Origin of the sequence: Xanthomonas hawaiiensis (genome assembly GCF_031834635.1) — a bacterium.
GTDB lineage: Bacteria > Pseudomonadota > Gammaproteobacteria > Xanthomonadales > Xanthomonadaceae > Xanthomonas_A > Xanthomonas_A sacchari.
In genome coordinates, this window is record NZ_CP115873.1 from 931,571 (window position 1) to 950,647 (window position 19,077).

Genomic DNA, 19,077 nt, shown 5'->3' on the forward strand with positions numbered 1-19,077 from the left:
GATGCCGTGGTTAACGCGCCGCGGCGGCCGCGGTTGACCGGCCGGACGCCGCGGGCCTGGTGGAACGGCACGGCGGCATCGCACAGCGGTTCAGCAGACGGTTATGATGCGGCGGACGGGCGCGGCGCCCGGGAGAACAGTGCGATGAGCGACGGGTTCGTGGCCTTGTACATCTTCATGCTGGCGGCCATCGCCGGGCATGTGATCATCTCGCGGGTGCCGGTGATCCTGCACACCCCGCTGATGTCCGGTTCCAACTTCATCCACGGCATCGTGCTGATCGGCGCGATGGTGGTGCTGGGCCATGCCGACACCACCCTGGAAAAGGCCATCGGCTTCGTCGCGGTACTGCTCGGCGCCGGCAATGCCGCCGGCGGTTACGTGGTGACCGAGCGCATGCTCGACATGTTCAAGTCCAGCAAGCCGGACGCGTCCAAGACCAAGGCGAAGGATTGAATGCGCGGCAGCGGCGCATCGCCGCGGCGCTGGCCGTGGTCGCCTTGCTCGCGTTGCTCGGCATCGCGCTGGTCGTTCTTTCCTACTTGCTGCCGCTCGGGCAGATGTCCTTTTTCGGAGCACGCCTGCTGATGGAACTGTTGCCGATCCTGATCAAGAGCAGCTATCTGGTCGCCGCCACCCTGTTCCTGCTCGGCCTGCAGCGCATGGCCTCGCCCAGGACCGCGCGCAGCGGCATCCACTGGGCCGGATTCGGCATGCTGCTGGCCACCGCGGCGACGTTCCTGCTGCCGGGCCTGCACAACCTGCCCCTGATCCTGCTGGCGATCGTGATCGGCACCGCTGCGGCATGGATCTCGGCCAAGAAGGTCGCGATCACCGACATGCCGCAGATGGTCGCGCTGTACAACGGCATGGGCGGCGGCTCGGCGGCGGCGATCGGCGCGGTGGAACTGTTGCGCTTCTCGTTCCTGATGCGCCGCGACACCACCCACTGGAGCGAGGCGGCGATCGCCGCGCTGGCTGCGCGCCAGCCCGACGCCACCACGCTGGCGCTGGCGGTGATCGGCTCGGCGATCGGCGCGGTGTCGCTGTCCGGCTCGATCATCGCCTGGGCCAAGCTCGACGGGCGCCTGGACAAGCGCGTCACCTTCCCCGGGCAGCAGGCGTTCAACCTGCTGGTGTGCCTGGCGATGCTGGGCGTCGGCGCGTGGGCGGCGATCAGCCTGAGTCCGCTGGCGATCGTGCTGTTCTTCGTGCTGGCGCTGGCCCTGGGCGTGCTGATGACGCTGCCGATCGGCGGCGCCGACATGCCGGTGGTGATCTCGCTGTACAACGCCTTCACCGGCCTGGCAGTGGCGTTCGAGGGTTACGTGCTCGGCAACGAGGCGCTGATCATCGCAGGCATGATGGTCGGTGCGGCCGGCATCCTGCTGACCCGGCTGATGGCCAAGGCGATGAACCGGCCGATCCGCGGCGTGCTGTTCTCCAACTTCGGCGGTGGCGGCCAGGCGCAGGCGATCGCCGGCAGCCAGAAACCGATCGAGGCCGGCGACGTGGCGGCGATGATGGCCTACGCCGAGCGCGTGGTGATCGTGCCCGGGTACGGCATGGCGGTGGCGCAGGCGCAGCACAAGATCTGGGAGCTGGCGCAGCGGCTGATCGAACGCGGGGTCAAGGTCAAGTTCGCGATCCACCCGGTAGCGGGGCGCATGCCTGGGCACATGAACGTGCTGCTGGCCGAAGCCGGCGTGCCCTACGACCTGATCGCCGACATGGACGACATCAACCCCGAGTTCGCCAGCACCGACGTGTCGCTGGTGATCGGCGCCAACGACGTGGTCAACCCGGTGGCCAAGACCGACCCGGCCAGCCCGATCTACGGCATGCCGATCCTGGACGTGGTCAACTCCAGGAACGTCATCGTCATCAAGCGCGGCAAGGGCACCGGCTTCGCCGGCATCGAGAACGCGCTGTTCTATGCCGACAACACCCGCATGCTCTACGGCGACGGCGCTGAGGCGGCCGGCGCCCTGGTTAGCGAACTGAAGGCGCTGGACGGCGGCGGGCACTGAGCCGTTGCAGGCGGACTGGCGGGGCAGGGTGGCGCAGCGAGAGCGGGACCCGTAGGAGCGGCTTCAGCCGCGACCAGACGTTACCGGTAACGCCTGGTCGCGCTGATCCCACAAAAGGGGACAAGAGCCGCTCCTGCAAAAAGCGATGCGCTGATGGCGAAGGCGGATGCTCGTGATCTCGGGCCGCAACGACCATTGCCACCCCAGCGGCATCCGCCGCGCCCAGGCATGCTCAGCGCGCGCTGAAATACGCCGCGGCCACGCCGATGCCCAGCCACAGCAGATCGCCGGGGCTGTTGGCCAGCAGGGTGAGGGTCCAGGCGTAGTGGGCGCCCATCTTCAGCGAGGAATCCCACACGTTCAGGCCCAGCCCCGCGCCCATCTGCGCGGCGGCGATGCCCCAGTTGGCGGCGACGATCACCAGCACCGTGGCGACCATCGCCACCGCGATGCGCAGTGGCCCGCGCGGCAGGCCGCCCAGGCGCAGCATCCAGGCGATCTCCAGCGCCACCGCCACGGCCATCCAGCCGGCCTGGCGACCCAGCGACAGCGCCACCAGCAACCAGGCGATCAGTGCGGTGAAACAGCCCATGGCGAGCAGCAGGGGCCACAGCCAGTGCGAGGACCTGGCCGGCGTGGAGGAAGGCGGCATTCGATGTTCCCGGAGAAGGCGTACAGGATACTTCCGGCGCGCGCCCCGCGCACTCGGATAAACTGCACGACTTGCACCGGCGGGGCCTGGCCCCATATCGCCCCCATGTACTCACGCAGCAGCGAACCTGTCCAATTCGAACGCGATTGCGCCGCGGTGATGGTGCCGCAGGGCGATGGGGTGACCCTGCCGGCCGGCAGCTATGGCTATATCACCCAGGCCCTGGGCGGCAGCTACACGGTGTTCGTGGAGGGCAACCTGTTCCGCATCGCCGGCAAGGACGGCGACGCCATCGGCAAGGAGCCGCCGCCGGGGCTGGAACTGCCCGAGGGCGCCGGCGACGAGCAGGTCGAGGCCTTGATCTGGCAGCAGTTGCGCACCTGCTTCGACCCCGAGATCCCGTTCAACATCGTCGATCTGGGGCTGATCTACGACGTGACCATGCACGCGCGCGACGATGGCCAGCGCACCGTCGAGGTCAAGATGACCCTGACCGCGCCGGGTTGCGGCATGGGCGAGATCCTGGTCGACGACGTGCGCAGCAAGCTGGAGATGATCCCGACCATCGCCGAGGCCGACGTCGAACTGGTGTTCGATCCGCCGTGGGGCCGGCATATGATGTCCGAGGCCGCGCGCCTGGAAACCGGCATGCTCTGACCCGCGCGCGACGCCTCGCGCGTCGTGACGGAGCCCGATCGGGCGCCGCCGCCGCCGTCAACGCGACGCCGCGGCCCTGGCCATCCCTCGACTACCACAGGAATTCCCGGTGTCCGCTACCGAGCCGTCCACGCAGTTCCGCCTGACCCCGTCCACCGCCGCGCGCAGCGCCGAGGCGCGCGCGCAGATCCTCGCCGCGCCGGGCTTCGGCAACTATTTCACCGACCACATGGTCGCCATCGAATGGAGCCGCGAGCAGGGCTGGCACGACGCCGAAGTGCGCGCCTACGGCCCGCTGGCGCTGGACCCGGCCGCCTCGGTGCTGCACTACGGCCAGGAAATCTTCGAAGGCATCAAGGCCTACCGCCATGCCGACGGCTCGATCTGGACCTTCCGCCCGGAGGCCAACGGCAAGCGCCTGCAGCGCTCGGCGCAGCGCCTGGCGCTGCCGGAGCTGCCGGTGGAGCTGTTCGTGGAATCGCTGCGGCAGTTGATCGCGGTCGATGCCGAATGGGTGCCGTCGGCGCCGGAGACCAGCCTGTATTTCCGCCCGTTCATGATCGCCAACGAGGCCTTCCTGGGCGTGCGCGCCGCGCAGAAGGCCGGCTATTACGTCATCGCCAGTCCCGCCGGCGCCTATTTCGCCAAGGGCGTGGCGCCGGTGGCGATCTGGCTGTCCACCGACTACGCGCGCGCCGCCAAGGGCGGCACCGGTGCGGCCAAGTGCGGTGGCAACTACGCTGCCTCGCTGCTGCCGCAGCAGCAGGCGCAGGCGCAGGGCTGCTCGCAGGTGCTGTTCCTCGACCCGGTCGAGGGCAAGTACATCGAGGAACTGGGCGGCATGAACGTGTTCCTGGTGATGCGCGACGGCAGCCTGGTCACCCCGGCGCTGTCGGGCAGCATCCTGGAAGGCATCACCCGCGACAGCATCCTGCAACTGGCCCGCGACCGCGGCATGCAGGTGGTGGAGCGGCAGGTCAGCATCGACGAGTGGCGCGACGGTGTGGCCTCGGGCGAGATCGCCGAGGTGTTCGCCTGCGGGACCGCCGCGGTGGTCACCCCGATCGGCCAGCTCAAGGGCAAGGATTTCGCGGTCGGCGACCTCACCGCCCCGGCCGGCCCGGTGACGCTGTCGCTGCGCCAGGAACTGACCGACATCCAGTACGGCCGCGTCGCCGACCGCCACGGCTGGCTGGTGCGGCTGGGCTGAGCCTGCCGCGCCCGGCGCCAGGGTGGCCGCCGGCTGCCCTGGCGGATGGTCCTCGTGCCGTCTGGCGTCGGGTCCGGTCATGCCGCCGGCGATAACGGACGGCATCTGCGTTGCGGCGCCGGCGCCTGGTCTTCGCGCCGCCGCTGCCTGAGCTCTCCAAGGGTTTTCCCGGACAGTCCGTGTCTGTCCGGATGCGGCCGGGTGTCCTGTCGGTCAGCCCGGCTGTCTGTATCCGATGTCTCTCTTTCTTGCCGACGCGTCGTGCGGGAGCCAAAAAGTTGCCCCGTATTTGCCAAATATGGCGTCTGGCCATGTTGCAATGCAGCAAAAACGAGGTGCAATTCTCTTTGTGACATCGACGTTCATTGCATTTCCTTGTTTTGTACAACGGATTTCCGTCACGCCCTGCTCCATACGCGCTTGTACTGAGCTAGCGTCGATGAATGGTCGGTAACACGCCATCCGACCGGGCTCGCAATGCACGCCAGGTTCAGGTTTCGACCGGACCGGTGCGGCGCGAAACACCCGCCATCAGGCGGCTACTCAACCGAAAGGAAGTCCGAATGTCCGAAATGTCGCATCGTGGGTCGCGCCAGCGTCCGTGGCTGGTCGTGCTGGGCGCCTCCGCTCTCACCTCGCTGCTGCTGGCCACCCCAGCGTTCGCCGGTGACGTGAACCTCTCCGGCCTGTCTTCCGAACCGACCGTACAGCGCTTCATCGTCAAGACCCGCGATGCCGCGCCGGTCAGCATCTCCAGCGCGTCCGCCGCTGCGGCGGCGCCCTCGGCGGCGCTGCGCGCGACGCTGCAGTCGGCCGCCGCCGCGCTGCCGGCCAAGAACGGCCGTGCGCTCGGCCTGACCAGCCTGCGCCGCCTGGCGCTGGGGCCGGAAGTGGTCAAGGCCAGCCGTCCGCTGGATCGTGCCGAGGCCGAGACGCTGATGCGGCAGATCGCCGCCGACCCGAACGTCGAGTACGTCGAGGTCGACCAGCGCATGACCATCGCGCTGACCCCGAACGATCCACGCCTGGGCGACCAGTGGGCCTTCGGCACCACCAATGCCGGCATCAACGTGCGCTCGGCCTGGGACAAGGCCACCGGCGACGGCGTGGTGGTGGCGGTGATCGACACCGGCATCACCAGCCACCCCGATCTCAACGCCAACGTCCTGCAAGGCTACGACTTCATCAGCGATGCGGATTCCGCACGCGACGGCGACGGCCGCGACAGCAACCCGGCCGACGAAGGCGACTGGGCCGCCGCCGGCGAGTGCTACTCCGGTTCGCCTGCCTCCAATTCGAGCTGGCACGGCACCCACGTGGCCGGCACCATCGCCGCGGTCACCAACAACGGCACCGGCGTGGCCGGCACCGCGTTCAAGGCCAAGATCCTGCCGGTGCGCGTGCTCGGCAAGTGCGGCGGCTACACCTCCGACATCGCCGATGCGATCACCTGGGCCTCCGGCGGCACCGTCAGCGGCGTGCCGGCCAACCAGAACCCGGCCGAAGTCATCAACATGTCGCTGGGCGGCAGCGGCACCTGCTCGAGCACCTACCAGAACGCCATCAACGGCGCGGTCGGCCGCGGCACCACGGTGGTGGTGGCGGCGGGCAACAGTTCGACCAACGTGTCCAGCTCGGTGCCGGCCAACTGCAACAACGTGATCGCGGTGGCGGCCACCACCTCGTCGCGGGCCAAGGCCAGCTACTCGAACTACGGCGCGGGCATCGACATCTCCGCGCCGGGCTCGAGCATCCTGTCCACGCTCAACGACGGCACCACCACCCCGGGCAACCCGAGCTATGCCTCCTACAACGGCACCTCGATGGCGACCCCGCACGTGGCCGGCGTGGTCGCGCTGATGCAGTCGGTGGCGCCGACCGCGCTGACCCCGGCGCAGGTGGAGAGCACCATCAAGAACACCGCGGCCAGCTTCTCCTGCTCGCAGGGCTGTGGCGCCGGCCTGCTCGACGCCAACGCAGCGGTCACCGCGGCGCAGAGCGGCGGCAGCAGCGGTGGTGGCGGTGGTGGCGGCAGCAGCAACGAGCTGCAGGACGGCGTGGCGGTCACCGGCCTCAGCGCCAGCAGCGGCTCCTCGCTGAACTACACCGTCAAGGTGCCGTCCGGCGCCAGCAGCCTGGTGGTCACCACCTCCGGCGGCAGCGGCGATGCCGACCTGTACGTGCGCTTCGGCAGCGCGCCGACCGATTCGGCCTACGACTGCCGTCCGTACAAGAACGGCAACAACGAGAGCTGCACCTTCAACTCGCCGCAGGCCGGTACCTACTACGTGCGGGTCAAGGCGTACAGCACGTTCTCCGGGCTCAGCCTGAAGGCCGACTACTGAGGCACTCCGTCGCGGCGGCCGCGTCATGGCCGCCGCGCACCTCCCGGTGCCGGATCGCAGCGATCGGCCAGGATGATGCCGATGCCGCCACGCTTGGTCGCCCCGCGCTTCGGCGCGGGGCTTTTTCATGGGTGAAGGGCGCGCGCTGTCGCCTGGCGCGGCATGGCGCTACACCCGCTGCCGGCCATCGCTGCGATCGTCGTGCGGTCCGCTCGTCGGCACGGCGGCGTGGATCCCGGTGCCGTCTGTGGGGCGCGGCGATCGGCAAGATCGCGCTCTACGCCACCCGCGCCGACGTCGCCACTACTCGCACAGATCGCAGGCACGCGCCTGCAGCGCGTCGAGCACTTGCGCGGCGTCCATTTCCAGCAGCAGGCCGCGCTGCCCGGCGTTGAACCACACGCTGCCTGCGCCCAGTGCCGTTTGCTCCACCAGCACCGGCGCCGGCCGCTGCTGGCCCAGCGGACTGATGCCGCCGACCTTGTAGCCGGTGCGGCGTTCGGCCTCGGCGGCCTCCATCATCCGCGCCGCCTTGCCGCCCGCGGCGGCGGCAAGCTTCTTCAACTGCACGCGGCGGTCGGACGGGACCACCACGCAGACCGCGCGCGTATCGACCCAGGCCATCAGGCTCTTCAGCACCCGCTCCGGCGGCAGGCCCAGCGCCTGCGCGGCCTGCAGGCCCTTGGCGCCGGCTTCGGCTTCGTAGTCGTAGGGATGCAGCCGATAGGCGATGCCCGCCGCATCCAGCGCCTTGGTCGCGCGCGTGGCCTTGGACATCGCCCTTCGCTCAGGCGGCTTCGAAACGGTTCGCCGCCACGTTCTTGCGCACCTTCTGCGGGTCCCAGATGCGCCCGTTCATGGCGATGTAGACGCCGGCCGGCAGCGACTGCACCGCGCCGACCGCGCAGCCGATGTTGAACTCGGCGTCGGAGCCGCGGAAGCGCGCCGGGTTCAGCGCGCCGGTCATCACGATGGTCTTGCCCTCGATCGCCTGCAGCACCTTGCCGGTCTGCACCATCGAGTCGGTGCCGTGGGTGATCAGCACATGCCGCGCCGACTGCGCGGCGATGGTGGCGCGGATCAGTTCGCGGTCTTCGTCGGTGATGTGCAGCGAATCCTTGCGGATGATCGGGATGACGGTGAAGCGGAAGGTCACGCCCAGTTCCTTGAGGATCTGGCCGATCTGCGGGTCGCCGATCTGGTAGTCGGACTTGTCGTCGAAGTAGATCTTGTCGATCGTGCCGCCGGTGGTGACGATCAGGAGTTCTTCCATTGCCGTTCCTAGAAGCATGTCGGGACGCGGCGGTGGCCGCGCAGGCCGTCCATGATACCGGGCGCGGCGGGGCGGCCGCTCAGTCGCGTCCGGCCGCGGCGCGGCGGCGGGCGAAGCGCGCGCGGATGCCCGGTGCGCTGGACAGGCCCACCACCAGCAGCGCCAGCAGCAGTTCGGCCCAGCCGAAGCCGCGCTGCGGCGGGTGGCTCCAGGCGGTCATCACCCCATGGCTGAACCACAGCAGCGCGCCGACGCCGCTCCAGAACCGCGCCAGCGCCGAGCCGCGCAGCACGCCCACGGCGAGCAGCAGCGGCGGCAGCGCGAACACCAGCAGGGCCGCCAGGCTGTGGCGATCGTCGTGGAACCAGGCCGCGAACAGCGCCGCCAGCGCCAGCAGCGTCGCCCCCAGCGCCACTCGCAGGCGCCCGCCGCTCATGGCGCCGCCAAGCGCTGCGCGATCTCGGCCAGGCGCCGGCCGAGCGCACGCGCCAGTTGCGCTTCTTCCTCGCTGGGCTGCGGATCGTCGTCGGCGCCGGCGACGTGGCTGGCACCGTACGGCGTGCCGCCGCTGCGGGTGCTGCTGAGCAGCGGTTCTGTGTAGGGAATGCCGACGATCAGGCAGCCGTGGTGCAGCAGCGGCAGGTGCATCGACAGCAGGGTGGCTTCCTGGCCGCCGTGCAGCGACGCGGTCGAGGTGAAGACCGCCGCCGGCTTGCCGGCCAGGGTGCCGCTGGCCCAGTCGGCGCCGAGCCCGTCGATGAAGTGCTTGACGGGTGCGGCCATGTTGCCGAAGCGGGTCGGGCTGCCCAGCGCCAGGCCCACGCAGTCGCGCAGGTCGCTGGCATCCACGTACGGCGCGCCGCTGTCGGGCACAGGCGGTGCGCTGGTCTGGGTGACCGCGGCCACCGGCGGCACGGTGCGCAGGCGCGCGGCCATGCCCGGCACCTCGCCGACGCCGCGCGCGATCTGCCGCGCCAGGCGCGCCACCGAGCCGCCGCGGCTGTAGTACAGGACCAGAATCTCGGCCATGCGGCCCTCTCGTGGATCGGAACGGCCGCCAGTATCGACGATGCCGGCGTCCATGCGCATCGGGTACCCTTGCCCGATGCAGCCGCTGGACACCGTCAATCTCTGGGCCGATCGCCTGCGCGACCGCGCGCGCATGCGCAGCTTCGCCGGCTTCCTGTGGCGGCGCTTCATCGACGACCGGCTGTTCCAGGCCGCGGCCTCGCTGGCCTACACCACCATCTTCGCGCTGGTGCCGCTGGCGGTGGTGGTGTTCGGGGTGCTGTCGGCGTTCCCGGTGTTCGACAAGTGGAGCGACCAGCTCAGCGACTACATCTTCTCCAACTTCGTGCCGGCCGCCGCGCGCTCGGTGGAGGCCTACCTGCGGCAGTTCTCGGCCAGCGCCGGGCAGCTGACCACCGCCGGCGTGATCGCGCTGGTGGTCTCGTTGCTGATCACCCTCAACAGCGTCGAACAGACCTTCAACCAGATCTGGCGGGTGGTGTCGGCGCGGCCGCAGCTGACTCGCTTCCTGGTGTACTGGACCGTGCTGACCCTCGGCGCGCTGCTGGCCGCGGCGTCGCTGGCGGTGTCGGCGCGCTTCTTCGCGCTGCCGCTGTTCAAGACCAGCGAGGGCCGGCTGCTGGCGCAGGTGGTGCTGAGCGTGGCGCCGGTGCTGATCGAGTTCGTCTGCATCACCCTGGTGTACCGGGTGGTGCCGCACCACACGGTCAAGCTGCGCCACGCGGTGCCCGGCGCGCTGCTGGCGGTGCTGCTGCTGGAACTGGTGAAGTGGGGCCTGAGCCTGTACCTGGGCAGCTTCCAGTCGTACCAGCGCATCTACGGCACGGTGGCGTTCGTGCCGATCTTCCTGCTGTGGATCTACCTGAGCTGGATCGCGATCCTGCTCGGCGCCTCGGTGTCGTCCTCGATCGCCGCCTTCCGCTACCAGCCGGCCTCGATGCGCCTGCCGGCCGGCTACGAGATCTACGGCCTGCTGCGCCTGCTCGGGCGTTTCGCGCAGGCGCGCAAGCAGGGCAGCGGCCTGCAGGAGGACCAGATCCTGCAGCTGGAGCCGATGCTGACCGACTCGCTGATGCAACAACTGTTGTGCGAACTGGAGCGCATCCGCCTGCTCCGCCGCACCGAGCAGGGCGACTGGCTGCTGGCCCGCGACCTGAGCGACCTGCCGGTGGCCGAGCTGTACGAGAATTGCCAGTTGCGCATCCCTGTCGTCGAGACCTATCTGCCGTGCCGCGACGACGCCCTGGGCCAGGCGGCGTGTCGCGCGCTGGACGAACTGCGCCTGCCGTTGCGCGACGTGCTCAAGCGTCGCGTCGGCGACCTCTACACCGAGATCGGAGACCTTGCATGACCGCCATGCGCCTGTTGTTCCCGCTGTTCGCCGCCGCCGCCCTGCTGGCCGGGTGCGACCGCCAGCCCACGCCGAAGCCGGCCGACGGCGCCGCGACCACCGCGCCGTCCTCCGCGCCGACGGCACCGTCGGCCCCGGCAGCGCCGGAGGCGCCCGCCGCGCCGGCGGCCGGACCGTCGGTGGTGCAGGAGACCCGCCCCGAGCCGACCCTGAAGATGAAGGCGGTGGACGGCCGCGAGTACGACCTGGCCGCGCACCGCGGGCAGTGGGTGGTGGTGAATTTCTGGGCGACCTGGTGCGCGCCGTGCCTGAAGGAAATGCCGGAGCTGTCGGCCCTGCACGTGATGCGCGACAACATCGAGGTGGTGGGCCTGGCCTACGAGGACATCGAGCCGGCGGAAATGCAGGCGTTCCTGAAGCAGCACCCGGTCGCCTATCCGATCGTCATCGTCGACACCTATGCGCCGCCGGCCGACTTCGCCACCCCGCGCGGCCTGCCGATGACCTACCTGATCGCGCCCGACGGCAAGCTCGCCAAGCAGTTCCTGGGGCCGGTCACCGCCCACGACATCGAAACCGCGATCGCCGCCGCCGGTGGCCCGGCCCCCGGGCAGGGCAAGGGCAAGGCGGCGGGGTGAGGGTGTCGGTTGGCTGGGCAGCGTGGCCGCCGCCTGGGATTGGGCATTCGGGATTGGGGATTGGAATGCGCGCTTCCATGCGTGCGGAAACGCCATCGGATCGCCTCAGCATCGCTGTGGGCATCCCTGTAGGAGCGGCTTCAGCCGCGACCTGAAAAGCTGATCGGTGGTGATGTTGCGGGTGAGTCCGCAATTCCATCCGATGCGTCGGAAACCGAGGGTAGTCCTTGTGGGAGGGACTTCAGTCCCGACGCCTTGCGCGACGGAAGGATGGGATGGCTTCGCTCGTCGCGGCTGAAGCCGCTCCTACGCTGGTCTCGGCTCGCACACCACTAAGCAGGCGCCTGCCCCCCTTAAACGCGGCTTCAGCCGCGACGCGCTATCCCTGAAATGGCTGTGGGTGGGCGCGCCAAGCGAGGCGCTGTCGGAAGGCGACGACTGCGCGCCGCAACCAATCCCCAATCCCTAATCCCCACTCCCGACCTCATACGACGGAATCGGCTGCAGCAGCCCGAACTTTTCCTTGTGCAGCTTGTGCTTGAGCGGCGGCAGGTCCAGGTCCGGTTCGTGCAGGCGGGTTTCCGGCAGTTGGTCGAGCAGGTGCCGGATCAGGGTCAGGCGGCCGCGCTTCTGGTCGTTGAAGTCGACCAGGGTCCACGGCGCGTAGTCGCGGTGGGTGGCTTCCAGCATCGCCTCGCGCGCGCGGGTGTAGTCGGCGTACTGGCTGCGCGACTTCAGGTCCACCGGCGACAGCTTCCAGCCCTTCAGCGGGTCGTGCAGGCGCTCGGCGAAGCGCTTTTCCTGCTGCGCCTGGTCCACGCACAGCCAATACTTGAACAGGCGGATGCCGTCGTCCACCAGCAGCCGCTCGAACAGCGGGGTCTGGCGCAGGAAGGCGTGGTACTCGGCGTCGCTGCAGTAGCCCATGACCCGCTCCACGCCGGCACGGTTGTACCAGCTGCGGTCCATCAGCACGATCTCGCCGGCGGCCGGCAGGTGCGCGATGTGGCGCTGGAAATACCACTGCGTGGCTTCGCGGTCGGTCGGCTTGGGCAGGGCGACCACGCGGCACTGGCGTGGATTCAGATGTTCGGCGATGGCCTGGATGGCGCCGCCCTTGCCGGCGGTGTCGCGGCCTTCGAACAGCACCAGCACACGCTCGCCGCTGTGCTGCACCGCCTGCGCCATCGCGGTCAGTTCCAGCTGCAGCGGCTGCATCAGGGCCTTGTACTGCTTGCGCTTCAGATGACTCATTTGCTGCTCCGCTTGCGGCTGCCGGTGCCGGCCATGCTGCGCGCCACTTCCAGCAGCGCGCCCTGCTGGCGCGTGTCGAGGGCGCGGTAGGCCTGCAGCAGATCGTGTTCGCCGCGGGTGCGTGCCGGGTCCAACTGGCTGGCCAGTTCGCCGAGCAGCGCGCCGGCGGGGACGCCGAAGGTGCGCGCCAATGCGGTGAGTTGGGCGCGTCCAGGCAATTTCTCGCCGGCCATCCAGGCCTTGACCGTGGCCGCGCCGGCGCGCGGGATGGCCGCGGCGATGTCCGCGGCGCTCATGCCGCTGGCCTTGGCCAGCAGGCGCAACGTGGTGTCCAGGGGCATGCGGGAGTCCAGGTCATTCCTTCAGCCGCGGGCGCAGCGTGGCCAGATTGCAGGGACGGGTGCGGGCATCCAGTTGCGCGGCGATGATCCGCTCCCAGGCCGTGCGGCAAGCCGAGGTGGAGCCGGGCAGGCAGAACAGGAAGGTGGCGTTGGCCAGGCCGGCGAAGGCGCGCGACTGCAGCGAGGAGGTGCCGATCTCCTCGACGCTGATCGCACGGAACAGCTCGCCGAACCCGGGCATCTCCTTGTCCAGCAGCGGCAGCAGCGCCTCGGGCGTGGAATCGCGGCCGGTGAAGCCGGTGCCGCCGGTGACCAGGATGCCGTCCACCTGCGGATCGGCGATCCAGGCCGAGACCGTGGCGCGCATCCGGTAGCGATCGTCCGGCAGCAGCGCCCGCGCATGCAGGCGATGACCGACGCCCTGGAGGGCGGCGATCAGGTAGTCGCCGGAGCTGTCCTGGTCGAGGGTGCGCGTGTCTGAGACGGTCAGCACGCACAGGTTCAAGGCGATGAAGTCGGCGTTGGCGCTCATGCCGGCAGCCTAGCCGCTCGCCCGGCCGGCGTACAGCCTGGGCGCGCCGGCGCTTCAGCCGCGGCTGCGCTGGGCCAGGTCTGTCGAGCGAGCGGCGGCACGGTCAGGACGGCCGACCGCCGAGGCATGGGGGCCTGTACGCGGCAGCCGTGCGCATGGGCTGCGGTCCGGGCGGGCGGCGGCGCACATGCACACTGCACGCGCGTGTCTGTCGATTCAGGCATGGATGCGGATCGGTGACGCTTGGTTGCCTGGCAGCACTAGGGCACGTGGCCGGAAGCGGCCGACGCGCGCGGCGCGATCGGCGGCCAGCGGCAGGCGCTCGGGTTCGCGCTGCAGGGCGCGACGCTGCGCGTCGGCGCTGTGCCACGCGGTGCATTCGAGCAAAGTGCGGCCGTCGTCGGACAAGTACAGATGCGCGGCGATCAGCCCCCGCAGCGCATGCGGGCCATCCTGCAGCGCGGCGAAGGCGGCATCGGCGCGGTCGTGTGCCTGCGCTGCATCACGTGTCGCGATGCGGGTGACCACGACACAGGACGGCGCACGATGGGGATCGGACACGCCGCTGCGGATGCGCTGGTAGCGGCGCAGCGTCCGCCGCAGCGCCGGCAGGCGTGCACGCAGCAGTCCATGCAGTTCCGGCGCCACGTCGTAGCAGCAGCGCGCGTACAGCAGGTCGGGGGCACCGCCCAGCGATTCCATCCAGGTCAGGGCGTGCAGGCGGTGGTCGCACAGGCCGCGCACGCAGTCGAACAGCGCGGTCCGGTCGGGGATGTTGGCCTCGGCGAGCAGCATGCTGCGTGCGGGAGGAGGGGGCAGGGGAGTGGGAGACGACAGCGACATCGCGGGATCTGCACGGGGAGCGTGTGCGCAGTGTCGGACCTCAAGTCGACTTGAGGTCAAGTATCGAGGCGGATCCGAGTGGAGGTGGACATGCACGTCCAGCGTCCTGCACTCGCTGCCGGCGCGATCTGCCGCGACGGAGCGTCCTCATCAGGTGCGCGTCGTGGCATTGCACGTGCCGAGCGACTCAAGGATGCGATGCCAGCGGGCCAACGGTAGTCCGATGGCGACAGGTAACGGGCGTCAGTGCCTTGCGCTGCCCGATGCCTGCGGTGGTGCGGTGGCGGTGCGGCGCATCCGCAAGCGATCTCGGTCAGGCCGAGACCGCGCCTTGCCAACCGTGGCGGGCGGCGGTGTCGCGCAGCAGCGCGGCGAAGTCGTCGGCGAAGCCGCGCATGTCGAACAGGCCGCTGTCCGCGCGCCGTGCGTGCAGTCGTTCGCGCAGCGCCTGCAGCGCCGCGGGATCGCGCCCCAGGCGCACCGCGGTGGCGACGAACGCCGCGTCGTCGGCGGCATTCATCTCGTCCAGGCCGAGATGATGGTTGAGGCTGCCGGCCACGCGTGCGGCGAAGGTGCTGCCGGGGCAGGTCAGCACCGGGCAGCCGGCCCACAAGGCATCGGAGGCGGTGGTGTGGGCGTTGTACGGATGCGTGTCCAGGAACAGGTCGGCGTGCCGGTAGCGCGCCAGATACTCCGGGTGCGCCAGCTTGGGCATGAAGCGCAGGCGCGTCGGGTCCACCCCGGCCGTTGCGGCTGCCGCGCGCAACCGGTCGTCGGCCTGGCCCGGGCCGGACAGCAGCCACAGCACGCTGTCCGGCACCTGGCGCAGCACCTCCAGCATCCGCGCCATGCTGCGCGGGCCGAGCTTGTAGCTGTTGTTGAAGCAGCAGAACACGGTGCCGTGGTCGGGCAGGCCGCAATCGCGACGAGCGGGCGGCGTGCCGACGACGCGGGTGGCGTCGGACGGCTGGAACGCGCGCGGTAGCCGCAGCACCCGCTCGCTGTAGTGCGCGGCCAGCGCCGGCGGCAACGCATAGGCATCGCCGACCACGTAGTCGATCCACGGCGCGCCGGAGGTGCCGGGGTAGGCCAGCCAGTTCACCTGCACCGGTGCCGGGCGCAGCGCCAGCACTTCCGGCGTGCCGCCGCCACCCCAGCCGCGCAGATCGAACAGCAGGTCGATGCCGGCGTCGCGGATGCGCTGGGCGATCTGCCGATGCGGCTGCCCGGCGACCTTGTGCCACGCGTGTGCGGCCGCCTGCAGGCGTGTGCGGAGCGCGCTGCGGTCGTCGCCGTTGAGCGCGAACAGGTGCATCTCCAGGTCGACGTGCGCGCGCAAGTGTTCGAACAGGGCGACGGTCAGCAGGCCGGTGGGATGCGCGCCGAAGCCGTTGGACAGGAAGCCGATGCGCAGCCCGCCGTCGCGGCGCACCTGTACCGCCGGCAGCGGCGCGACGGTGCGCGCCAGCGCCTGGGCGCGGTTGCGTGCGCAGCGCAGTTGTTCGTCCGCGCCCGCGTCCTCGTTGAGGAAGGCGAACGGTTCGATCGCCGGGTGTCCCTGTCGCACCGCGCTGCGCACCTGCTGCGACAGCGCGTCCAGCTCGCGCCAGTCGCACAGCTTGCGGCGCCAGTTCAGCAGGTAGGCGGCGATCGATGGCTCCTGCGGCAGCAGGGCGTGCGCATGCGCGTAGGCCTGCGCCGCGGCTTCGGCCTCGCCGTTGTCCTCCAGCGCGTGGCCCAGCCACACCGCGATGCCGGGGTGCTGCGGCGCCTGCTGCAGCGCTTCGCGCAGCGCTTGCGCGGCCTCGGCATGGCGGCCCTGGGTCCAGCGCACCCGGCCCAGCCGCGCCAGCGCTTCCGGGTGGCCGGGGCGCAGTTGCAGCGCGCGCACGGCCGCCTGTTCGCCGGCCACCACTGCACCGGCGCCGAGCTCGGCATCGGCGAGCATCACCCAGGCCAGGAAATCCTGCGGATCGCGCCGCACCGCGGCCTGCAGTGGCAGGCGTTCGTCGGCGCCGCCGTTCATGCCGCCGTGACGGCCGCGACCGATCGCGGGCGGCGCACGCTCACGGCACCAGCGCCTTGACGTAGTGCTGCGCGCTCAGCTCCTGCTGCCAGCCGCAGGCGCGGTACAGGGCCTGCGCGGCGACATTGTCCTGCGCCGTCTCCAGCACGATGCGCACCGCGCCATCGTCCGCGGCGTGGCGTTCGGCGGCGTGCAGCAGCGCCTGCGCCACGCCGTGGCGGCGGTGCGCGGGCGCCACGTACAGATCGTTGAGGATCCACAGTCGCGCTGCCCGCACCGAAGAAAAGGACGGATACAACTGCACGAAGCCGGCGGCCTGCGCATCGCGTTCGGCCAGCAGCACGACCGACTCGGCCCCGGCCAGGCGCGCCGCCAGGAAGGCGTGCGCGGTCGCCAGGTTCGGCGCCTGCCCGTAGAACTGCCGGTAGGCATCGAACAGCGCTGCCAGCGTCGGCAGGTCGTGCGCAGCGGCCAGGCGCACGCGCACGCTCATGGGCTGTCGCTCAGTCGTGCCAGTTCGTCGACCTGGTGCTCGTGGCTCAGGCGCCCGATCAGTGCATCCAGATCGCCCTCGATGACGTTCGGCAGGTCGTACAGGGTCAGGCCCTCGACGCGGTGATCGGTGATGCGGCCCTGCGGAAAGTTGTAGGTGCGGATGCGCTGGCTGCGGTCGCCGCTGCCGACCTGCAGCTTGCGGTCCTGCGCCTCGGCCGCGGCCTGCTTGCTGCGCTCGGCCTCCAGCAACTGCGCCTTGAGCCGCTTCAGCGCCTTGTCGCGGTTGGCGTGCTGGCTGCGCTCGGTCTGGCACTCGACCACCACGCCGCTGGGCACGTGGGTGATGCGGATCGCCGACTCGGTCTTGTTGACGTGCTGGCCGCCGGCGCCGGAGGAGCGGAAGGTATCGATCTTCAGGTCGGCCGGATTGATCGCGATCTCCTCCACGTCGTCGGCCTCGGGAATGATCGCCACCGTCGCCGCCGAGGTGTGGATACGGCCCTGCGACTCGGTCGCCGGCACGCGCTGCACGCGGTGCGTGCCGGATTCGAACTTGAGTTTGGAGTAGGCGCCGCGGCCGACGATGCGCGCCACCACCTCCTTGTAGCCGCCGTGCTCGCCGGGGCTGTCCGATTCCACTTCCACTTTCCAGCCCTGGCGTTCGGCATAACGCGCGTACATGCGGAACAGGTCGCCGGCGAAGATCGCCGCCTCGTCGCCGCCGGTGCCGGCGCGCACTTCCAGGAACAGGTTGCCGTCGTCGCGCGGATCGCGCGGCACCAGCAGCAGCGCCAGCTCCGCGTCCAGTTCGGCCAGGCGCGCCTGCGCGGCGGCGATTTCCTCCTCGGCCAGTTCGCGCAGTTCCGGATCGGCGCGCATCGCCTCGGCCGAGGCCAGGTCGGCCTTCGCCGCGGCCTCGGCGGCCAGCGCGGCGGCGACCGGCTCCAGTTGCGCGAATTCGCGCGAGTAGTCGCGGAAGCGGGTGTTGTCGCTCACCACCTCGGGGTCGGACAGCAGGCGTTCGAGTTCTTCGCGACGCTCGGCCAGCGCCTCCAGCTTACGGCGCAGGGTCGGTGTCATCGGTCTTCAGGATCGGGTGGAAATAGCCCGGCTTCTCCGGGAACAGGCGTTCGGCGGCGCGCGCCAACTCGGCGTCGCCGCGCAGCGCCGCCTCGCGCAGCGCCGCGGTGGGCGGATGCAGCAGGCGGTTGGTCAGAGTGTTGGCGAGGAACTCCAGCACCTCGTCGGCCGGCTTGCCGTGCGCCAGTTGCTGCCGCGCCTTGGCCAGCACGTCGTCGCGGGTGCTGTCGCCATGCGCACGCAGGCGCTTGAGCGGCGCCTGGCGGGTGCTGGCCTGCAGCGCCTCCATGTAGCGCACGACCTGCAGGTCGATGATCGCCTCGGCCGCCTCGGCGGCCTCGCGGCGACCGCGACGGTTGTCCTCGACCGCGCGCTCCAGGTCGTCGACGGTGTACAGGTAGGCATCGGCCAGGTCGGCCACGGCGGCCTCGATGTCGCGCGGCACCGCCAGATCGAACAGCAGCATCGGCTTGTGCTTGCGCGCGCGCAGCGCCTGTTCGACCTGCGCCCGCGTCACCACCGGCTCGCGCGCGGCGGTGGCCGAGAACACCACGTCGGCCTCGTGCAGGTGGCGCTCCAGCTCGCTCAGCGGCAGCGCCACGCCGCCGTGGCGGCTGGCCAGCTCCTGCGCATGGGCGAGGGTGCGGTTGGCGATCAGCAGGCGCCGCACGCGGCCCTCGCTGAGATGCTTGGCGGCCAGTTCGATGGTCTCGCCGGCGCCGACCAGCAGCACGGTGGATTCGCTGAGCCGGGCGAAGGAACTTTGCGCCAGGCGCACCGCGGTGGAGGCGACCGAGACCGGATTGGCGCCGACCCGGGTGTCGGTGCGCGCGCGCTTGGCCACCGAGAAGGTCTGCTGGAACAGCCGGTCCAGGCGGCTGCCCATCGCCCCGTGCTCGCGCGCCAGCGACCAGGCGTCCTTCACCTGGCCGAGGATCTGCGGCTCGCCCAGCACCATCGAGTCCAGCCCGGTGGCGACCCGGAACAGGTGCCGCACCGCATCCGCGTCCTGGTGCTGGTACAGGTAACCGTGCAGGCCGGCAGCGTGCGAATCCAGCCAGTCGGCCAGGTGCTGCGCATCGCCGGCGATGGCGTACAGCTCGGTGCGGTTGCAGGTGGACAGCAGCGCCGCCTCGGCGACCTCGGGCAGCGCACGCAGCGATTGCAGCGCGCGCGGCAATGCGTCGCCGGCGAATGCCACCCGTTCGCGCAGGTCGACCGGCGCGGTCTGGTGGTTCAATCCGAGCACCCACAACGTCATCTGTTCAGTTGCTTGCGATAAGCTGCTGGCCATTCAGGGCCCCATTTTACGGCCCGGCCG

At 70.4% G+C, this 19,077-nt stretch carries 20 protein-coding genes; 7 read left to right on the forward strand and 13 right to left on the reverse strand.

Annotation, left to right across the window (positions count from 1 at the left end):
* Positions 1 to 144: 144 nt before the first annotated feature.
* Together PG878_RS04020 and PG878_RS04025 are read left to right on the forward strand one after the other, a co-directional pair.
* Complete coding sequence (locus PG878_RS04020) at positions 145 to 456, forward strand: NAD(P) transhydrogenase subunit alpha part 2 (RefSeq protein WP_017909519.1); 312 nt, start codon at positions 145 to 147, stop codon at positions 454 to 456.
* Between the two features lie 131 nt (positions 457 to 587).
* Complete coding sequence (locus PG878_RS04025; RefSeq protein ID WP_425611773.1) at positions 588 to 2,030, forward strand: NAD(P)(+) transhydrogenase (Re/Si-specific) subunit beta; 1,443 nt, start codon at positions 588 to 590, stop codon at positions 2,028 to 2,030.
* Positions 2,031 to 2,262: 232 nt separating this feature from the next.
* Here the strand turns inward: PG878_RS04025 and PG878_RS04030 are convergent, their stop codons facing one another.
* Entirely contained in the window at positions 2,263 to 2,682 is a 420-nt protein-coding gene (locus PG878_RS04030; RefSeq protein WP_209032076.1) for a hypothetical protein, read from the reverse strand.
* Positions 2,683 to 2,787: 105 nt separating this feature from the next.
* Here PG878_RS04030 and sufT point away from each other — a divergent pair, with 105 nt between their 5' ends.
* The 3 genes from sufT (at position 2,788) to PG878_RS04045 (ending at position 6,894) form a co-directional block, all read left to right on the forward strand.
* Positions 2,788 to 3,339 carry a putative Fe-S cluster assembly protein SufT gene (gene sufT, locus PG878_RS04035; protein WP_209032075.1) on the forward strand — a complete coding sequence of 184 codons (552 nt, stop codon included), beginning with the start codon at positions 2,788 to 2,790 and terminating at the stop codon, positions 3,337 to 3,339.
* Positions 3,340 to 3,448: 109 nt separating this feature from the next.
* Positions 3,449 to 4,549 (forward strand): branched-chain amino acid aminotransferase, encoded by a 1,101-nt coding sequence (locus PG878_RS04040; RefSeq protein WP_209032074.1) that lies wholly within the window; start codon positions 3,449 to 3,451, stop codon positions 4,547 to 4,549.
* Positions 4,550 to 5,121: 572 nt separating this feature from the next.
* Complete coding sequence (locus tag PG878_RS04045) at positions 5,122 to 6,894, forward strand: S8 family peptidase (RefSeq protein ID WP_209032323.1); 1,773 nt, start codon at positions 5,122 to 5,124, stop codon at positions 6,892 to 6,894.
* Between the two features lie 303 nt (positions 6,895 to 7,197).
* On the opposite strand, the gene ybaK is transcribed toward PG878_RS04045, so the two are convergent.
* The 4 genes from ybaK to wrbA form a co-directional block, all read right to left on the reverse strand.
* Positions 7,198 to 7,671: a Cys-tRNA(Pro) deacylase gene (gene ybaK, locus PG878_RS04050; protein WP_209032073.1), complete on the reverse strand. Its 474-nt coding sequence runs from the start codon at positions 7,669 to 7,671 to the stop codon at positions 7,198 to 7,200.
* Positions 7,672 to 7,681: 10 nt separating this feature from the next.
* Positions 7,682 to 8,167, reverse strand: coding sequence for an asparaginase domain-containing protein (locus tag PG878_RS04055; RefSeq protein WP_017909075.1), 486 nt, complete (start codon positions 8,165 to 8,167; stop codon positions 7,682 to 7,684).
* 79 nt (positions 8,168 to 8,246) lie between these two features.
* Positions 8,247 to 8,603 (reverse strand): DUF2069 domain-containing protein, encoded by a 357-nt coding sequence (locus PG878_RS04060; protein ID WP_209032072.1) that lies wholly within the window; start codon positions 8,601 to 8,603, stop codon positions 8,247 to 8,249.
* Positions 8,600 to 9,196 (reverse strand): NAD(P)H:quinone oxidoreductase, encoded by a 597-nt coding sequence (gene wrbA / locus PG878_RS04065; protein WP_209032071.1) that lies wholly within the window; start codon positions 9,194 to 9,196, stop codon positions 8,600 to 8,602. Before wrbA ends, PG878_RS04060 begins: the two co-directional genes overlap by 4 nt.
* Positions 9,197 to 9,272: 76 nt before the next feature.
* Between wrbA and PG878_RS04070 the strand changes: the two genes are divergently transcribed.
* Together PG878_RS04070 and PG878_RS04075 are read left to right on the forward strand one after the other, a co-directional pair.
* A complete protein-coding gene (locus tag PG878_RS04070) occupies positions 9,273 to 10,547 on the forward strand; it encodes a YihY family inner membrane protein (protein WP_209032070.1) in 1,275 nt (424 codons plus the stop codon).
* Positions 10,544 to 11,185, forward strand: coding sequence for a TlpA family protein disulfide reductase (locus tag PG878_RS04075; RefSeq protein ID WP_425510489.1), 642 nt, complete (start codon positions 10,544 to 10,546; stop codon positions 11,183 to 11,185). Before PG878_RS04070 ends, PG878_RS04075 begins: the two co-directional genes overlap by 4 nt.
* A 465-nt stretch (positions 11,186 to 11,650) precedes the next feature.
* Here the strand turns inward: PG878_RS04075 and ppk2 are convergent, their stop codons facing one another.
* The 8 genes from ppk2 to hemA form a co-directional block, all read right to left on the reverse strand.
* Positions 11,651 to 12,439: a polyphosphate kinase 2 gene (gene ppk2, locus PG878_RS04080; protein ID WP_209032069.1), complete on the reverse strand. Its 789-nt coding sequence runs from the start codon at positions 12,437 to 12,439 to the stop codon at positions 11,651 to 11,653.
* On the reverse strand, positions 12,436 to 12,780 hold the full coding sequence (locus PG878_RS04085; RefSeq protein WP_209032068.1) for a helix-turn-helix domain-containing protein: 345 nt from the start codon (positions 12,778 to 12,780) through the stop codon (positions 12,436 to 12,438). The genes ppk2 and PG878_RS04085 overlap by 4 nt, the downstream gene beginning before the upstream one ends.
* A 13-nt stretch (positions 12,781 to 12,793) precedes the next feature.
* Complete coding sequence (gene moaB / locus PG878_RS04090; RefSeq protein ID WP_209032067.1) at positions 12,794 to 13,312, reverse strand: molybdenum cofactor biosynthesis protein B; 519 nt, start codon at positions 13,310 to 13,312, stop codon at positions 12,794 to 12,796.
* Between the two features lie 216 nt (positions 13,313 to 13,528).
* Positions 13,529 to 14,155, reverse strand: a complete 627-nt coding sequence (locus tag PG878_RS04095; RefSeq protein ID WP_244672697.1) for a hypothetical protein — start codon at positions 14,153 to 14,155, stop codon at positions 13,529 to 13,531.
* 313 nt (positions 14,156 to 14,468) lie between these two features.
* Positions 14,469 to 16,181 carry an O-linked N-acetylglucosamine transferase, SPINDLY family protein gene (locus PG878_RS04100; protein WP_209032066.1) on the reverse strand — a complete coding sequence of 571 codons (1,713 nt, stop codon included), beginning with the start codon at positions 16,179 to 16,181 and terminating at the stop codon, positions 14,469 to 14,471.
* 40 nt (positions 16,182 to 16,221) lie between these two features.
* Positions 16,222 to 16,674 carry a GNAT family N-acetyltransferase gene (locus PG878_RS04105; RefSeq protein WP_209032065.1) on the reverse strand — a complete coding sequence of 151 codons (453 nt, stop codon included), beginning with the start codon at positions 16,672 to 16,674 and terminating at the stop codon, positions 16,222 to 16,224.
* Positions 16,671 to 17,756 (reverse strand): peptide chain release factor 1, encoded by a 1,086-nt coding sequence (gene prfA, locus PG878_RS04110; protein WP_010341257.1) that lies wholly within the window; start codon positions 17,754 to 17,756, stop codon positions 16,671 to 16,673. Before prfA ends, PG878_RS04105 begins: the two co-directional genes overlap by 4 nt.
* Positions 17,734 to 19,017 carry a glutamyl-tRNA reductase gene (gene hemA / locus PG878_RS04115; RefSeq protein ID WP_209032064.1) on the reverse strand — a complete coding sequence of 428 codons (1,284 nt, stop codon included), beginning with the start codon at positions 19,015 to 19,017 and terminating at the stop codon, positions 17,734 to 17,736. Before hemA ends, prfA begins: the two co-directional genes overlap by 23 nt.
* Positions 19,018 to 19,077: the final 60 nt, after the last annotated feature.

Coding starts and splice junctions, on each gene's coding strand:
- hemA (WP_209032064.1), bottom strand. CDS start 19,017: ATGACGTTGTGGGTGCTCGGATTGAACCACCAGACCGCGCCGGTCGAC.
- PG878_RS04070 (WP_209032070.1), top strand. CDS start 9,273: ATGCAGCCGCTGGACACCGTCAATCTCTGGGCCGATCGCCTGCGCGAC.
- prfA (WP_010341257.1), bottom strand. CDS start 17,756: ATGACACCGACCCTGCGCCGTAAGCTGGAGGCGCTGGCCGAGCGTCGC.
- PG878_RS04060 (WP_209032072.1), bottom strand. CDS start 8,603: ATGAGCGGCGGGCGCCTGCGAGTGGCGCTGGGGGCGACGCTGCTGGCG.
- PG878_RS04075 (WP_425510489.1), top strand. CDS start 10,544: ATGACCGCCATGCGCCTGTTGTTCCCGCTGTTCGCCGCCGCCGCCCTG.
- PG878_RS04030 (WP_209032076.1), bottom strand. CDS start 2,682: ATGCCGCCTTCCTCCACGCCGGCCAGGTCCTCGCACTGGCTGTGGCCC.
- sufT (WP_209032075.1), top strand. CDS start 2,788: ATGTACTCACGCAGCAGCGAACCTGTCCAATTCGAACGCGATTGCGCC.
- PG878_RS04095 (WP_244672697.1), bottom strand. CDS start 14,155: ATGTCGCTGTCGTCTCCCACTCCCCTGCCCCCTCCTCCCGCACGCAGC.
- PG878_RS04020 (WP_017909519.1), top strand. CDS start 145: ATGAGCGACGGGTTCGTGGCCTTGTACATCTTCATGCTGGCGGCCATC.
- PG878_RS04055 (WP_017909075.1), bottom strand. CDS start 8,167: ATGGAAGAACTCCTGATCGTCACCACCGGCGGCACGATCGACAAGATC.
- wrbA (WP_209032071.1), bottom strand. CDS start 9,196: ATGGCCGAGATTCTGGTCCTGTACTACAGCCGCGGCGGCTCGGTGGCG.
- PG878_RS04100 (WP_209032066.1), bottom strand. CDS start 16,181: ATGAACGGCGGCGCCGACGAACGCCTGCCACTGCAGGCCGCGGTGCGG.
- PG878_RS04085 (WP_209032068.1), bottom strand. CDS start 12,780: ATGCCCCTGGACACCACGTTGCGCCTGCTGGCCAAGGCCAGCGGCATG.
- PG878_RS04105 (WP_209032065.1), bottom strand. CDS start 16,674: ATGAGCGTGCGCGTGCGCCTGGCCGCTGCGCACGACCTGCCGACGCTG.
- ppk2 (WP_209032069.1), bottom strand. CDS start 12,439: ATGAGTCATCTGAAGCGCAAGCAGTACAAGGCCCTGATGCAGCCGCTG.
- PG878_RS04025 (WP_425611773.1), top strand. CDS start 588: ATGGAACTGTTGCCGATCCTGATCAAGAGCAGCTATCTGGTCGCCGCC.
- ybaK (WP_209032073.1), bottom strand. CDS start 7,671: ATGTCCAAGGCCACGCGCGCGACCAAGGCGCTGGATGCGGCGGGCATC.
- moaB (WP_209032067.1), bottom strand. CDS start 13,312: ATGAGCGCCAACGCCGACTTCATCGCCTTGAACCTGTGCGTGCTGACC.
- PG878_RS04045 (WP_209032323.1), top strand. CDS start 5,122: ATGTCGCATCGTGGGTCGCGCCAGCGTCCGTGGCTGGTCGTGCTGGGC.